Here is a 13,368-nt window from a genome sequence, read left to right on the forward strand (position 1 = left end):
CCACCTGCCATAAGCCGAGTGGCATCGCCTACAACGCGCTCGGTGTCATTCATGGGCTTCGGTAGTCCGATGTTGTCCGCAAAACTGGACATCGCCTGGCCCAGAGGCTTACCCTCAGGAATATCGAGCGCACGTGCAGCGGGGTTGGTCACCATTTGGCGGATCGGTTCCGTTACCAACTCTGCGGCCTGGCCTAGACCTTCAATACCGTATCTGGCTGTGAGGCCAGCCTGGCGACCTACGTCCTTCGAGCGGCGCGCGATGCGTTGTCCCAAACTAGCGGCGTGATCTGGCTGTCCCGTTGATGCGTTGACTTCCGTCACTGAGGGTGAAGTGTTGTCGACTGAAATAGTGGCCCGTGGGGTAGGGGTGAGCCCAGGGCTTTCCCATACGACCTTGTCAGATGGAATTCCGCTTCCAGCAGGATGGGGCGCAGTCCTATCCCATTTAACTAGGCTTTCGTCAATCTGCATAGCTGATGCTCCCGTCGCTAAACTGCGTCACCCGGCGACCGTTGAACGTACCTGAACGAACGAGGGTGCGTTGCAATGGTTCGTTTCCCTGAAGTTGCTGTAAGCGTGCCTCTTGATTTGGCACCTCTGCCAGAATTCCTCGGGTTGCTAGATCCCTATTCCGGCGCTTTTGCTCAATGACCTGAGGGCTGTCGCCCATTTGAGGAAAGTATTGCTGGCGGGCATTGTCAAACTCTGCGTTGCTGATAGCCGCGCCCGATTCGCGACGAAGTACTGCGTTGACGAAATCGCGTTGGCTTTGCTCCACTTGCTGTTGCTGAGGGCTTTGCGTCCAATTCGCGACTACACCCAATCCGACCGCATCAGCTGCCCGTTTGGCAAAGCTTGGCTGGCTGATGCCATTGCTGGCAAGCGTATCCAGAGTTTCGCCGGCCTGCCGCATTCGAGCACCGAACTGCAACGCTTTTGCTTGAACGTCGTTCAGTTTCCCATCTTTAACGGCCGAATCAGCAGGCCCCCCGGGGATTGCCTCTAAGCTCTTCCCATCTGAAGTGCGTCTGTAACCTGCAGGAAGTCCTGCGTTTGCCGCTCGTACGGAATCCAAAGTCAAGCGCTGTCGAGCAATTTCTTCCTGCTCCTGTAGATGCCTTTCGGTTCTATTTGCGGTCTGTTGTTGCAGAATTGTTTTCGCCAAAGATCTTTGGTTCTCTCCTGCTTGTTGCATCATTGTTTGATTCAACGCGCCCTTTTGGCGAAGGACTTCAATTTCCCCATTTGACCGGCTGGCCTGTGCGCCGCCCTCTGCGGCAGCCTGATTCCTCATAAGTGCAGATGCTTCTTCTGCCGCGATGTTGGGAGGTGCACCGGAGAACCCGCGACGGTTGAACACCCGTGGGCCGTTCAACAAGGAACGCGAGGCAACTTGAGCGTCACGCAACTGCTGGGCATCCGTGCGCTCCATCAAATTCCCGGGGGCTGAGCCCAGGACGGACATTCCACTGCCAGGCACCAAGCCTTCCGACACGACAGGAGGCGCCGTCACCGGTGCGGCCATGGCACCAGGCTGGAAACCCCGAGCAGAAGGCAACACGGTATTTGTTCCCCCAGGGGCTTTCCCGTTTACCGTGATGTCACCAGAGATCCCTGGCGCCCCGGTGTAGGAAACCCCGCCATCTGGGCCCGTGGTTTTGGTGACATTGCTAGATGAGGTCCTTGATATTTGCACCGGCGCGGTCGCAGGGGAGGGGGCTGATGTCTCGCTAAATCCGAGGCCTCGAGCGCTGAAATCGTTGGCCGGCATCGGAGCGTTGTCTTGAACTGGTTTTGATTGTCGGCCTGGACTGAAACCGCGGGAAGACTCAACCAGAGCTGGTGAGCCCACATGGGATGGGCTGGTTGGTTGCGCACTACTGTCAACCCGTGAGGCTTGCGCAGGGGACGACTGCAGCGATCTCGGGTTGTAGCCAGCAGCACCGTAGTTTGGTGCATGAGGAACTAGCCCTTGCGCAGATTCGCCGATCGAACCGACTTGTGAAGATGCACCGCTTGAGGCGGCGCGGTCACCAAACCGCGTTTGACGTAATGGCTCGTCGCCCACAGTTCCACCCTCTGATAGCCGCTGCGGAACGGGTTGGAAGCCACGAACCGGTGCCGGCTCAACGATTGGATTTTTCCTCGCGGGTTGGAATCCGCGCGCCCGTACCTCTCCGCCATCGGCAAAGAACATTGGCGGTTCTGGTTCCCGACCTCCAGGCGCAAAGCCCCGAGCTGAAACTGGAACATGCGTTTGTTCTTTCATTGAGTTCAGTGCTTGGACTCCGACGGCATGTACTTGCTCTGGGGGCATCTGATACTCACCGTTGCTCAGCTGTACGGGGACTTTCTTTCCGAGTCCGCGGGGCGCGAATCCGCGACTGCTAGTTCCCATAGAAGCCAGCGCATCGGGGCCGATCTGCTGAACGGAATCGCTCGGCATTATGAAGGTCCCGGATTCAACTATTTTGCTGATGTCGTCGGAGATTCCGGTACCAGGGCCAATTACCATGCCTCCTCGTGAGGACCGTTGGGATTTAGCGCGGACCGCAGCGGCGGTAGATGGATTGAAGCCACGCATCATGGTGTCTCCTGGGAGTGTGAATGTTCAGAATCGACCTGCGCTAACTTCAACTCAAACAATCGCTCATTCAATGCGGTACGCGAATTTTCGACCGCATCATGGAGTTCGTGCGCTGAATCTGGCGAGCAATCCACGACTGAAATAGCTTTGAGAATGGCATCTTGCAATTCGCGTTCCGCGATCAACTCAGACATGGCCACTCTGGCACGTGAAAAGTTCAGGTCGTTGGCCGCTGCATCAAACAAAGCCTCCCACTTCAGCGCATTCTGAGCACTGTCAACTCGGGCGGTTTGCTTTAGCTGTTCAGCCTGTAGAAATCTACGTATCACCGGCTGATACGCCTGAACCCCCCTTAGAGCTTCATATTGCGCCTTCAGCCGCACCACTTCCGGGTCAGCTAGGAATGGAGTGTCAATTAACGCGCGGGCCGCCGCCTTGCGGGCCGCCTGGTTGATTTGCTCCATGCTGGGTCGAGGACGTGGGGGCACTGCTAGAGGAACCGCTCCTCCTCGCGCTCGGCGCTCAGCGTCGAGCATATGAAGTCGTTCGATAGTAGATATTCTTTCTTCAAACATTGAGATCTCCATTGGCTGCAGGTGCGCGATTGGCGCTGAAGTAAGCATCCAGCTCCGCACGCCGGAACAGCACCATGCGCCGGCTTTTGTGTATGGGACGCGGGAATGAGGGATCGCTATGCAAGAGCCGCGTCAAAGTGCGACGGCTCATGTCATACCGGGCCGCGGCGGAGGCAGGACGTAGCAGTTCTTTTTCCATGCCTCCATAGTCGCTATTTGTCCACGTAGGACCAAACCCTAGACGGGGTAAAGCTACTTGAAGATGTCCAGTTCAACTCACCTCATTTTTCAGGCCAGTGAGCTTCTCGCGCGCGCGTATTGGTCCCGCGACTCAGTTCTGCAAAGGATCCGTCCGCGCCGTCGGATGAGCATTCGGCAACAGTTTTAGGTCAGTGTTTGTGCACCAATTGCGATTGGTCACTTTGCTGCCGGCTCGAACATGAGGTTTTCTGAGGTAACTGATGCCGCTTCTTTCAGACCGCGTTGAGGAGGATAAGCATTTTCTAAAGCTCAAAGAGAATGCATTGCGGGCGGTTCAGGCGGGGGTCCCGGAGGATTTCCGGGATCCTATGAAGTTCACTTCACGCCTGATCCTCTGGACAGAACTGGGTGCAGCACGGCACGCCAAATGCTGACCACGGAAAAGGCATGGGATGTATTCGAGGAGATGGAAGGCGCCTACTTCAGTCTTATGACCGCATGGAATGCAGTGAAGAAGTTCGTGGGCTGAAATTTCAGCCGACGATGGTTGAAGTGCAGGGCGATCGACAACCGCCGCTCGTTCAATAGCGAAGTCTTGGTGCGGCTTGAGCGCAGTCGCGAAGCTGAGCAGGCGCAGGATTGTCAATCCCGTGCCAAGCATGGCACGCTGGGCACTTCTCAACAGCAAGGAGTGCAGGCATGAATGATTTGTCTGAGTTCGTGGCGCCCACATCTGGCACATTGACAACCGACTCTCGCAAAGTTGCCAAGCATTTTGGCAAGCGTCACGACAGCGTACTCCGCTCGTTCGACAAACTTTCATGCAGCGAGGAATTTCGCCAACACAATTTTGTGGCGGCGAAAGATCTGGACGTGCAAGGGAAGCCTCGCCGTACAGTGCTCATGACCAAGAACGGTTTCATTTTCTTGGCGATGGGCTTCACTGGCGCAAAGGCATCCAAGTTCACAGTCCCCGTGGAAATAGAGGTTGATGAGCCGGTGAATTCGCATGGACAGATCCGTACCTAGCATGACAAGCTGGGCGGAATTGGACCCCCCTTGAATTCTTAAAAACTTACGCTTCAATAACCAGACACCGAGCATCAAAGGAAATCTGTGAGCAACCTGATGAACCTGCGCGGCGCAGACGCAGCCGACACGATGACCAGCAAGGAATTGCTGGATCTAATCAATGAGGAGCGGAAATTGTTTGGAGAGTCAGAAGTCCGTCATAACCAGTTTGTGGAGCGTTGCAATGATGAACTGGAGGGAGAGCACTACAAAAATTTTGTAGTGACCAACCCGAACGGCACAACAAGTGAAGTGCTCGAGCTAAACCTCGACCAATGCATGCTCGTATCGATGCGAGAGTCCAAAGGCGTGCGCCGGTCGGTGCAGGCGAAGCTCAAGGCAAAGCAGGGGCCTGCGTTGCCGGGAACCTATGCCGAAGCCTTACGTGTTCTGGCCGATCAGGTGGAGGAAGCGCATCGCATCGAGGCCGAACGCGACGAAGCTATCCGAACCAAAGCTCTCATAGGTAGCAAGCGCGAGGCGTCAGCGATGGCGAAAGCTTCTGCCGCTACCCGGGAAGCCACTCGCCTGAAAGATGCGCTTGGGTTCAATGCCCACCACGCCACTATTAAGGCGGTCAAGTCAGCCACAGGCATCGATTACGGTCGCAATTGGCGCAAGCTGAAGGCTTGGTGCACAGCGAACGGGAAAAGTTCTATTGCCGTTCCGGATCAGACCTACGGCGAAGTTCAAGCGTGGCCGGCTGGAGCTTGGTTGGCCACCTTCGCAATCAACCTCGGGGAGCTTTTTCCTGAGGCCACGATGCAACCAGCATGAATACCCAGAAAGGCGAAAACCCCGAAGGGTGCAACCAACGGGGCTTTCATGTGAGTCGAATCTTACGAAAAAGAGTTCACGCGATGGAAGATACAGCAAGGTTGACACTCTCGCAAGTATGCGAAGTGATGAAGTCCTGTGCACGGGCGCAGGTGGGCGTGGTTGAAGGGCATCAGCAGTTGTTCACATCGGAGCGGCTTCAAGCCATCAAGCGATTGGGCTCGGAATTGTGGGCGCAGATCGTCGCGGCGGAAGCAGAGGCCAAGAAGGTCGATGTCTCTTTGAGTGATCCCGCGTTCCTAATGTTCAAGGCAAAGCTGCATACGCGCCCGCGCAGAAGGTGCAAGGCCTAGCAGGAGGTCAATCAGACCTGCTTGGCCCGCTCTTCGGCTGCTCCCCGTAGGCATAAAAGTGGATATTGGGATTGCCACTTTGGCCGGGTATTGGACGCGGAGCCTCAGGATCGAGTTGCTCGGCGGACTCTATTTCCCAGCGATAGAACCGCTCCTTTCCATGCTTGTACGAATAACAAAGGTACGTTGCTTTGACACGTCCATAGCGCGGGTGATCAAATTCCACGTCCCGTCTTGCATTCAAGGTCTTATGGCTCGCTGCTGGCAGAAGTGATTTTCCATCTTCCTCGCTGCCCATTAGGTAGCGGTGGAAGGGCCTTGCTTCTGGTTCACGCTGGGTTGAGTGACTTAAGGCAGCGGGATTGAGGGCGGCATTTGGCATGATTTTGTCGTTCAGAACGGAAGTGCGAACTCGAACTGAGTGTCTGCGTCGTACCGCTCCCTCGCGTGGATCTTCTGCGATAGCTCTTTAAAAGCCGCTTCGAACGGAGTTGGTGGTCGATCAGTCCGGGCCAACCCGGGGTAAGACAAGTTTTCTTCTTCAGCCTCGAGTTCGCTGAGCGCATCGTAGTAAGCGGCGTTCAGTGCCTCCGACGAGCCAAAGTGTTTGATCAACTCGGCGTAGAGGTCGCCAATGGCACCTGTGACCCCGAATTCTTCCGAGCCTGGCCCGTCTACATAGATGTGTTCGATCATCGTCATTTCTCCTAAACACTGTGAATATGTACAGTATAAATTCGGCGATGAAACGGTCAAGTCCTACCTGGCAACTGTTACAAGCGGGCTTAACATCGCGCCATGAAACATTACGCACTTCAGGTCGTTGACGGCGGCGACGGCGATTGGCGGTGGGTCATCCTTGTGGCGCCCGCTGGCTCGCTCGTCTTCTCGGAGCACTCAGCTCAACAGGATGATGAGGGCAGTTTCCAAGTGGCGATGGACAGCGGTGCCGTTGCACTGGCCAAGCTACAGAAGCAGCCCTACGAAAACGAGCGCGCTGATCCGGTCGGGTAAGTTCTAGGTTTGCATAAAAAGTAATGCTATATGATTACTTTTTTACGGAAGACGCAATGAACTCAATCGATGAAGCTGCAGCGCGCGAAGAGACTCAAAAACTGATCACCCGGTTACGCGGTGAGATAAACGCACGGATTACCGCAGAGTGGATGAAGCCAAACCCTTGCAACGTGCAGGTAAGGTCGCTTCGTGCCGAGCGTGACATCCTGCTCCACCACCGTGAGACGTTGGACACCAAAGCATCTGCTGAGATTCAGGGACTCATGACGCTGATGGAGCAGCGCATTCAAACGCTTGATTGAGCCGGCACGCCTTCGAGCACTTCCATCGTGGGCGGCCGGAGCAGGGGCTTCACCTGCGCAATGGTGCCGCATAGCCACAGGTCGACGTCTTCCAGTTCGATAGAAATCACGCTGCGCTTGTCCTGCTTATCAGGCGCCAGCTTTGGATCTGGCTTGTGCATGCGACTCATCAGGGGGTGAGCATCAGCGTTCACTGTGAGCATGCTGTAGCTTTCAACATATTCGCCAGTTGCCTTGTTGAGCCACGGGTGAAAGATTCCAGCTAGGCCCCAGGGCAGCCCATCTTTGCGCGCGAACGTCCACCAAACGTTCTTCCCAGTTTCCCAGTTCGGTTCGTCGAAGTTTCTTGCTGGAATGATGCAGCGCTGGCCACGCTTCCAGGCATCCTTGTAGCTCGACTTCTGATCCAGTTCTTCCGACCTAGCGTTGTTGGTCGAATATTTGAGTTTGGGCTCTTCGGCGAACCAAGGGATCAGACCCCATTGGCCGACCGCGAGCTCTCGGCTATAGCCAGCATCGTCGCGAGATCGGCGGAGGAACACGCCTTTGCCGCGCGGGAACACGTTGCGATCCCAGGCCGGCTGATTGCGCCCGCCGATATGCCACAAGTCTTCGATCTCGCGTTCTTCTGGAGTTACGTATCGATTGCACATGTTGTCATTCTGCGCTCTGTTAGGTCCTTGCTCCAGACGTTGCTCCTAATTTGATAACAAAGACTCTGGCATGATATGGGGGATTGTGAGATACTGTTAATTCATACAGTGGAGAACCTACCATGATGGATATGCATCCAGTACAGTCGCCACAGGCGGCTCCCGATGCCGCTCTCCATGATTGGCATCTGTTATTCAACCGCAAGCCAGTCGATGCTCATCTGGAACTTGGCGCCTACGAACATCTGTGGCTACAAGAGCGTTCCACGGTTAAGCGTTTAGCAGAGCTGTTTAGCTTAAACCCAGAGGCCCTCCCGTCTGATCTAGTTGACATGGGCGTGGCAACTGAAACCGCTAAGCGAGTGTTGCAGCTTTTCATGTCCAAAGGACTTGATCACTTCGGCGTCCGTGTGAATGGGGCCGACGAGTATCCGGAAAGCCTTCGCGATGCTGTCGAGCCAGTAGAAATGCTCTACTACCAAGGCGACTGGGATCTTGTCGAGTCACCCAAGCGCGTTGCGGTTGTCGGGACTCGTAAAGTTTCCCCTGAAGGTGCTGCGCGGACGCGGAAGTTGGTTCGAGCCCTGGTTCAGCACGACTACACGATTGTGTCTGGCCTAGCAAAGGGCGTTGACACTGTCGCTCACACTACCGCGATTGCGTCGGGCGGTCGAACAATTGCTGTCATCGGCACGCCTTTGAGCGAGTTCTATCCACGCGAAAACGAGGAACTTCAGCGCAAAATTGCAACGGAACATCTGTTAATTAGCCAGGTCCCAGTGCTCAAGTACATGCAGCAGGACCATAGGATGAACAGATTTTTCTTCCCAGAGCGGAATAAAACAATGTCAGCGTTGACTAATGCCACCATCATTGTTGAAGCTAGTGAGACGTCCGGAACGTTGATTCAGGCACAGGCTGCCATCAAGCAGAAAAGACGGCTTTTCATTCTGGAGAGCAATTTTCACAATCCCGACATCACGTGGCCTGCAAAGTTTGAGAAACTAGGAGCGGTACGCGTGCGTGATTTTGATGATGTGCTTATGAATTTGCACTAGATCTATGCGCCTGCAGAAAGTTGGAGAGCTGGAAAGAAGACAGCATTACTACCTTAATGCTGCGCATTGGTGCCTCTTCTTTGGAGAATACACGCCGCAAAAATTTACCAACGGTCAAGGCGCGCGATTTTCAGAGACCAATTCGCACATCCTAAATCTTAAAAAAGATCTCACACGCAAAGGACTCAGTGATTGGCATTACAAAGAGACTGCCATAAAAGTTGCGGGAAAGCGCCTATCAAAGGCGTTTAAATGGGACAACCCAATTGTCAAGGCTGCGACCTTTGTGCCAATGCCACCGTCAAAAAAGTTGATAGATCCGCTTTACGATGATCGCATGTTGCAAGTCTTGCAGTACGCGAGCACCCTAGTTCCCAATGAGCTAGATATCAGAGACATGCTTCAACTTGATGGTCGTTTGCCCCCAAGTCATGACAACGTGGCTCGGTCCTCACCTTCTGATATACAACGAGCATTGCAAATTGACAAGGTGCTCGCTAGTCGCTCACCCCGGATTCGCTCCATTTTTTTGGTGGATGATGTCCTCACGACTGGGGCGCATTTTGTCGGAGCACATGATTTTCTGAAGGCCTACTTCCCGGAAGTGACGGTTTTAGGATTGTTCCTCGCCAGGACGGTAAGGCCAGATCAAGATCTCGACGACTTCGAATTCGTTGAATAGCATCCCCCCGTAGGGTTAGATCCTCACCCTCCTACCTGCGGAAGCATAGGACGCAGTCCTTGCTTCTTACTGATGCTGGGTAATTCCGTTTTCGCGACCAGCTGAAAAGTCAGCCTGTTGAATTCCAGGTGGCAGTCCACGCTATCAAACGCCTGAAGCACGTGAGTGCATAAGCCGACGAAGGTGGACTAAAAGTCGGCACTGCGGCTTCTTAATGACGCAGGCGCGGCCTTATGAAGTGGCATAGGCCCCATCCAGTCACCCATTTGCTGATACTTGCCTATGAACTGCAGGGGCACGACTCCCTGAGGCCCGTTCCGGTGCGCGACGATTTCCAATTCGCTGTACCCCTCAAATGCCTCTGTGCGCTTGCTCATGGGGTGAGCCCAATCGGTGAAGAGCAGGGCCACCTGATCAGCAGCAGCCTCGATTGCCCCGGAATCGCGCAGGTGACCCATCAGCGGGCGGCTGTAGTGCTCGTCGGCTTTGCGGCTCATCTGGCTCAGAACTACGGCAGCAATGCCGAGATCCATTGCCATAACCTTGATTCCGTTCACGATCACATCAAGCTCTCGATTGCGGCTCTCTTCCCCGGCTCCGGACATCAATTGCAGGAAGTCAACAAAGATCACATCAAGGCCGTGCTCCCGTCGCACCTTCATGGCTTTGCGTCGGATATCCATAAGGTTCAACCCCGATTGATCGTCGTGACTCAACTTGAGAACAGACACGCGCCTGGCTGCATCGGTAACTGTCGTCCACATGTCGTGGTCATCCGGGTCTGCCGCAAGAATCCGCCCTATGTCGAAAGATCCCGCAGCCGCTGTATGCCGGTGCATAAGTTGGGAAGTTGGCATTTCCTGGCTCAGGTACAGCACGTTGTGGTGGCGCGCAATGTTGCGGGCAATCGCCAGAGCGAGGGCGGTCTTTCCGTGCTTGGGCCGTGCCCCGATCACCATCACTTCGCCTCTGCGTAGCCCACCGTTGAGAAGCTTGTCGAGCCCACCGATACCGGTTTGAATCGCCGGGTTCTTGCCCTCACTCATGTCTTGCAGGAGGTCCAGGTACTCAACCATGGATTGGCTGACGTGCTTCGGATCTCGCTGCCCCTTAAAGGTCGCAAGCTTCGCGAGCAGCATCTGGGCCTTGTCGACCTGCTGCACACCCGTTTCACCCATGGTCATGCCCAAGTCGTAGATTTCGGTTCCGGCCGCCATCAGTTGGCGCAGCAGATGCTGATCCTTGATGAACGAGACGTAGGACCGGAAGTTCTTGGCACTGGGTACGAACCCGGACATATCGCGCAAAAATCCGAGATCCAGTGCTATTCCTCGGCTTTCAAGTTCAGCCCGCACTGTCACCGTGTCGAACGGCATACCGGCGCTGGCCTGCTCCTGAATCACTTTCCAGACTTCCCGGTATGCGGGAACGTAGAACGCGTCTGCTTCCAGTCCGGCTACGTGCTGGAGACCTTCGTTGCTCAGCAAGAGCCCGCCGATCACAGCCGCTTCCGAAGTTTCGCTGTAGGGCGGCTCCGAGCGCAGCAGAGAGTTTTCGCTACGCATGGCTCACCTCCCGGTGGTAATTTCCTTCTAGTACTTTCTCGAAGTTCTCACGCCTCATCAGCCAGCCTAGGTCAGCCGACCACTTTCGGGTGCTGGCTTGTCCGAGCAGAAAGGCCGACTTGGCTACATGCTCAAAGAACTTCCGGAACCATGCAATTCCCTCTTCTGTGGTCTCGGCTATGCGTTGACCTGTCTTCTCTCCCACTTCCGCTGTGGCCGTCATGACCCAAGCCCATCGGGAACGCATGGCACTAGATCGTTGCCCAGTCTTGAATAGCGTTTTTCGAACTCGAGGAAGTGTGGGGCAGATCTCGTGATAAATGTCAATTAAGCGGTCGTAAGGGCAGGGTGGAATCATCGAAGAAGCTGTAGCTTCTTTAGGTTCATGATGGTTCATTGATGGTTTGTCTGCAATCGGCTGCAGGGGCAAGAGGCAATCGGTTGCAGGGGTGTGTGCACCAAATTGCAGGGGTGAATTGGGATGCAGGGCTGAAACTGATTGCAGGGGTGCAGTGCATTGCAGCCCACCTGCAGCGGGGTGTAAGGAAGTCTCCAAAGGAACGCCTTGCCCCAGCATGATTCGATACAGGTTTGTTCCCCGTGGGCCCGCGCCGAGTCTCACATCCAATTCCCCACTGCTTTTCAGGACAGAAATCGTATAGTTCGCGGCGCGTGACTGAACCCTGCACTTTCGGGCCAGAGTGGCTACGCTGGGATAAGCTATGCCTTGTTCATCTGCAAAATCTGCGATGGCCAGCATCATCAGCAAATGGGCGCCGCTGTGCTGGGTTTTCGCCCAAACCCTAGCCATGACAGTAATGCTCATTAGCGCTCCGTCGGTGTTCCCAAGCCGGGGCTCACGTCTAGATCGATAAGGCGTGCTGCGACAGTGAGCAGGTGCGCGGCGTAGTGCTGTGACAAGACGTCGGCATCTGTCCCAATTGTTCGCGCAATGCCTGAGGAGAATGCGTCCAATCGGGCTTGCAAGCTACTCAGCTCGCGTGTGTGGCCGGCTTCAGAGTCGGCTATCCACTCCAAAACTCGTGCGATATCGTGGAAGTATTTGGTGTTTGGCCCACTTCCGGCGACGAATGTTTTAGCTCCATGTTCATCGCTGATCCAGCGTAGTTGAATGCCAAGAAGGGCTGCGCGTGCCTGCGCCTCTGCGAAGGGTTTATCGAGAAGTGGGCGCGGGGTTTGCGTGATTTTGTGTGAATCATTTGCGCTGCTCATCGCGTTGTCTCCATCTCAACGCCAAGCAGTCGCTTGATATCTGCCACAGCCCACGCAAGTCGGCCGTGCACGCGGATGGGCCGAATCGGATGTTCGCGCATCGCCCAAATTCGCATCGTTTGTTTTGAGCGGTTTAGATAGTAGGCAGCCTGGGGCGTAGGTACCGTAGGCTTTGTGATGCTTTCGATCGGTGGGTAAGCTTCGTCTCTAATTGCCATCGTTTGTCCCTGTTTGGGTGTGTTTGGGTCTGTTGCGATGGCCCGACTTTTACCTGTGTGACGTACGCGAACCCTCTTCGTGCACGCCTTTTTGCGATGCTTGTTTTCCTGAAGGCTCGTCTGCTTAGTTGCAAGCCCGCGGTGAACCCCATCATCGCGAATCGTCACGACAATAGAAAATTGTGCGGCGAGGGTCGATAGCGAGCACGCGCCGGCGCGACTTCATTTACAGCTCACGGAAGCTGTGTAGGAGCAAACGAGCCCTCGAGTCGCACTGGTAGCAACTGTGGCCTTGAGTCAATGGCGCACCGCTGGTTGCTGAAAGAGCTTAAGCGCACGGCCCTAGAAAACCTGTTGAGCACCTTTAACGGTTTTTTCATGTCGAAGGTCGCCATTCAAGGTGGCATTGGGCTCAAGCTATAGTGCCTAAAGTGCACCTTTCACTGGAATGAATAAGCAAGCCGTGCAACATCCAGACTACGTTGAGCGCAACAATGACCGATCTCGAAAGTTTTTTGGCAGAACGAGAACGAACGCGGAAGGAATTTGCGCGTTCGGAAAGACTTGTCAAAGAATACAAAAAAAATATGCCGGACATAGCCCCTATATGGGATACAACCCCGGAATCAATCTCATTCACTGACATATGCACGAGCATCACGTCATCAGGTGTCAGAATTTATAGTTGCAAGATTGATGAACTATGGGCTGGGTTGAATGATCCCGCCATATTTGAAGCAGGCACCCTCTGGGGGAAGCTTCATGACCCCAGAAAAATTGCAGGCGTCATTGAGGCGTGGTCTAAAGGGAAAGCGCTGTCGCCTATTTTTCTTCTAAAGCATGAAGTTCTTGAAAAATGGTTGGTCGCAGATGGCAGACACAGATTAACTGTCTCGCGCGCCAGTCGTGCATCGGAGGTTATGTTTATGGTGGAGTCTGCTAATGCGACGTGGGTTTCTCGTACATTCCCCTCAGCAGTCTGTATTACTCAGTTCTAACCATCACCTCGACCCAACCTCTCACCGATTCAAGTCGTAAGAGGCGCATGTGGAGTTGGACCGTTGAGTGACCGCT

The 13,368-nt window shown here is 54.7% G+C and carries 19 protein-coding genes; 9 read left to right on the forward strand and 10 right to left on the reverse strand.

Annotation, left to right across the window (positions count from 1 at the left end; translation table 11 throughout):
• Positions 1–462 precede the first annotated feature (462 nt).
• Positions 463–1,434, reverse strand: coding sequence for a hypothetical protein (locus tag G518_RS0100400; RefSeq protein ID WP_156909217.1), 972 nt, complete (start codon positions 1,432–1,434; stop codon positions 463–465).
• Here G518_RS0100400 and G518_RS39745 point away from each other — a divergent pair.
• Entirely contained in the window at positions 1,424–1,633 is a 210-nt protein-coding gene (locus G518_RS39745) for a hypothetical protein (protein ID WP_156909218.1), read from the forward strand. The genes G518_RS0100400 and G518_RS39745 overlap by 11 nt on opposite strands.
• A gap of 334 nt (positions 1,634–1,967) precedes the next feature.
• On the opposite strand, the gene G518_RS0100405 is transcribed toward G518_RS39745, so the two are convergent.
• From G518_RS0100405 to G518_RS33260, 3 genes are all read right to left on the reverse strand, one after another.
• Entirely contained in the window at positions 1,968–2,255 is a 288-nt protein-coding gene (locus G518_RS0100405) for a hypothetical protein (RefSeq protein ID WP_028600835.1), read from the reverse strand.
• 330 nt (positions 2,256–2,585) lie between these two features.
• Positions 2,586–3,053: a hypothetical protein gene (locus G518_RS0100415; RefSeq protein WP_028600837.1), complete on the reverse strand. Its 468-nt coding sequence runs from the start codon at positions 3,051–3,053 to the stop codon at positions 2,586–2,588.
• Positions 3,054–3,156: 103 nt separating this feature from the next.
• Positions 3,157–3,363 (reverse strand): helix-turn-helix transcriptional regulator, encoded by a 207-nt coding sequence (locus G518_RS33260; protein ID WP_036593113.1) that lies wholly within the window; start codon positions 3,361–3,363, stop codon positions 3,157–3,159.
• A gap of 701 nt (positions 3,364–4,064) precedes the next feature.
• Between G518_RS33260 and G518_RS33265 the strand changes: the two genes are divergently transcribed.
• The 3 genes from G518_RS33265 to G518_RS0100450 all read left to right on the forward strand — a co-directional run bounded on the left by G518_RS33265 (position 4,065) and on the right by G518_RS0100450 (position 5,566).
• Positions 4,065–4,394, forward strand: coding sequence for a Rha family transcriptional regulator (locus G518_RS33265; protein ID WP_051235762.1), 330 nt, complete (start codon positions 4,065–4,067; stop codon positions 4,392–4,394).
• 87 nt (positions 4,395–4,481) lie between these two features.
• The gene (locus G518_RS38170; RefSeq protein WP_156909219.1) at positions 4,482–5,213 is read left to right on the forward strand and encodes a hypothetical protein; all 732 of its coding nucleotides are present in this window, start codon (positions 4,482–4,484) and stop codon (positions 5,211–5,213) included.
• 83 nt (positions 5,214–5,296) lie between these two features.
• Entirely contained in the window at positions 5,297–5,566 is a 270-nt protein-coding gene (locus G518_RS0100450) for a hypothetical protein (RefSeq protein ID WP_156909220.1), read from the forward strand.
• Positions 5,567–5,573: 7 nt separating this feature from the next.
• Here G518_RS0100450 and G518_RS39755 read toward each other — a convergent pair whose 3' ends face one another.
• Both G518_RS39755 and G518_RS0100455 read right to left on the reverse strand, forming a co-directional pair.
• Positions 5,574–5,948, reverse strand: coding sequence for a hypothetical protein (locus tag G518_RS39755; protein ID WP_156909221.1), 375 nt, complete (start codon positions 5,946–5,948; stop codon positions 5,574–5,576).
• Positions 5,949–5,959: 11 nt separating this feature from the next.
• A complete protein-coding gene (locus G518_RS0100455; protein ID WP_156909222.1) occupies positions 5,960–6,268 on the reverse strand; it encodes a hypothetical protein in 309 nt (102 codons plus the stop codon).
• A 96-nt stretch (positions 6,269–6,364) separates the two neighbouring features.
• On the opposite strand from G518_RS0100455, the gene G518_RS0100460 reads away from it, so the two are divergent.
• Both G518_RS0100460 and G518_RS0100465 read left to right on the forward strand, forming a co-directional pair.
• Positions 6,365–6,580, forward strand: a complete 216-nt coding sequence (locus G518_RS0100460) for a hypothetical protein (RefSeq protein ID WP_028600840.1) — start codon at positions 6,365–6,367, stop codon at positions 6,578–6,580.
• A 56-nt stretch (positions 6,581–6,636) separates the two neighbouring features.
• The gene (locus tag G518_RS0100465; protein ID WP_156909223.1) at positions 6,637–6,885 is read left to right on the forward strand and encodes a hypothetical protein; all 249 of its coding nucleotides are present in this window, start codon (positions 6,637–6,639) and stop codon (positions 6,883–6,885) included.
• Here the strand turns inward: G518_RS0100465 and G518_RS0100470 are convergent.
• Positions 6,870–7,538 (reverse strand): SOS response-associated peptidase, encoded by a 669-nt coding sequence (locus G518_RS0100470; protein WP_028600842.1) that lies wholly within the window; start codon positions 7,536–7,538, stop codon positions 6,870–6,872. The two genes, G518_RS0100465 and G518_RS0100470, sit on opposite strands and share 16 nt — an antisense overlap.
• A gap of 122 nt (positions 7,539–7,660) precedes the next feature.
• On the opposite strand from G518_RS0100470, the gene G518_RS0100475 reads away from it, so the two are divergent.
• Positions 7,661–8,596 (forward strand): DNA-processing protein DprA, encoded by a 936-nt coding sequence (locus G518_RS0100475; protein ID WP_245597859.1) that lies wholly within the window; start codon positions 7,661–7,663, stop codon positions 8,594–8,596.
• A 4-nt stretch (positions 8,597–8,600) separates the two neighbouring features.
• Positions 8,601–9,278, forward strand: a complete 678-nt coding sequence (locus tag G518_RS0100480) for a hypothetical protein (protein WP_028600844.1) — start codon at positions 8,601–8,603, stop codon at positions 9,276–9,278.
• A 188-nt stretch (positions 9,279–9,466) separates the two neighbouring features.
• Here G518_RS0100480 and G518_RS0100485 read toward each other — a convergent pair whose 3' ends face one another.
• The 3 genes from G518_RS0100485 to G518_RS0100495 form a co-directional block, all read right to left on the reverse strand.
• Positions 9,467–10,843 (reverse strand): replicative DNA helicase, encoded by a 1,377-nt coding sequence (locus G518_RS0100485; RefSeq protein WP_156909224.1) that lies wholly within the window; start codon positions 10,841–10,843, stop codon positions 9,467–9,469.
• Positions 10,836–11,090: a hypothetical protein gene (locus G518_RS39760; RefSeq protein WP_156909225.1), complete on the reverse strand. Its 255-nt coding sequence runs from the start codon at positions 11,088–11,090 to the stop codon at positions 10,836–10,838. Before G518_RS39760 ends, G518_RS0100485 begins: the two co-directional genes overlap by 8 nt.
• Before the next feature lie 578 nt (positions 11,091–11,668).
• The gene (locus tag G518_RS0100495) at positions 11,669–12,076 is read right to left on the reverse strand and encodes a hypothetical protein (RefSeq protein ID WP_028600847.1); all 408 of its coding nucleotides are present in this window, start codon (positions 12,074–12,076) and stop codon (positions 11,669–11,671) included.
• A gap of 712 nt (positions 12,077–12,788) precedes the next feature.
• Between G518_RS0100495 and G518_RS0100505 the strand changes: the two genes are divergently transcribed.
• Positions 12,789–13,292: a hypothetical protein gene (locus tag G518_RS0100505; protein WP_028600848.1), complete on the forward strand. Its 504-nt coding sequence runs from the start codon at positions 12,789–12,791 to the stop codon at positions 13,290–13,292.
• The last annotated feature ends 76 nt before the right edge of the window (positions 13,293–13,368 follow it).

It is taken from the genome of Ottowia thiooxydans DSM 14619 (genome assembly GCF_000422885.1).
Taxonomy (GTDB): domain Bacteria; phylum Pseudomonadota; class Gammaproteobacteria; order Burkholderiales; family Burkholderiaceae_C; genus Ottowia; species Ottowia thiooxydans.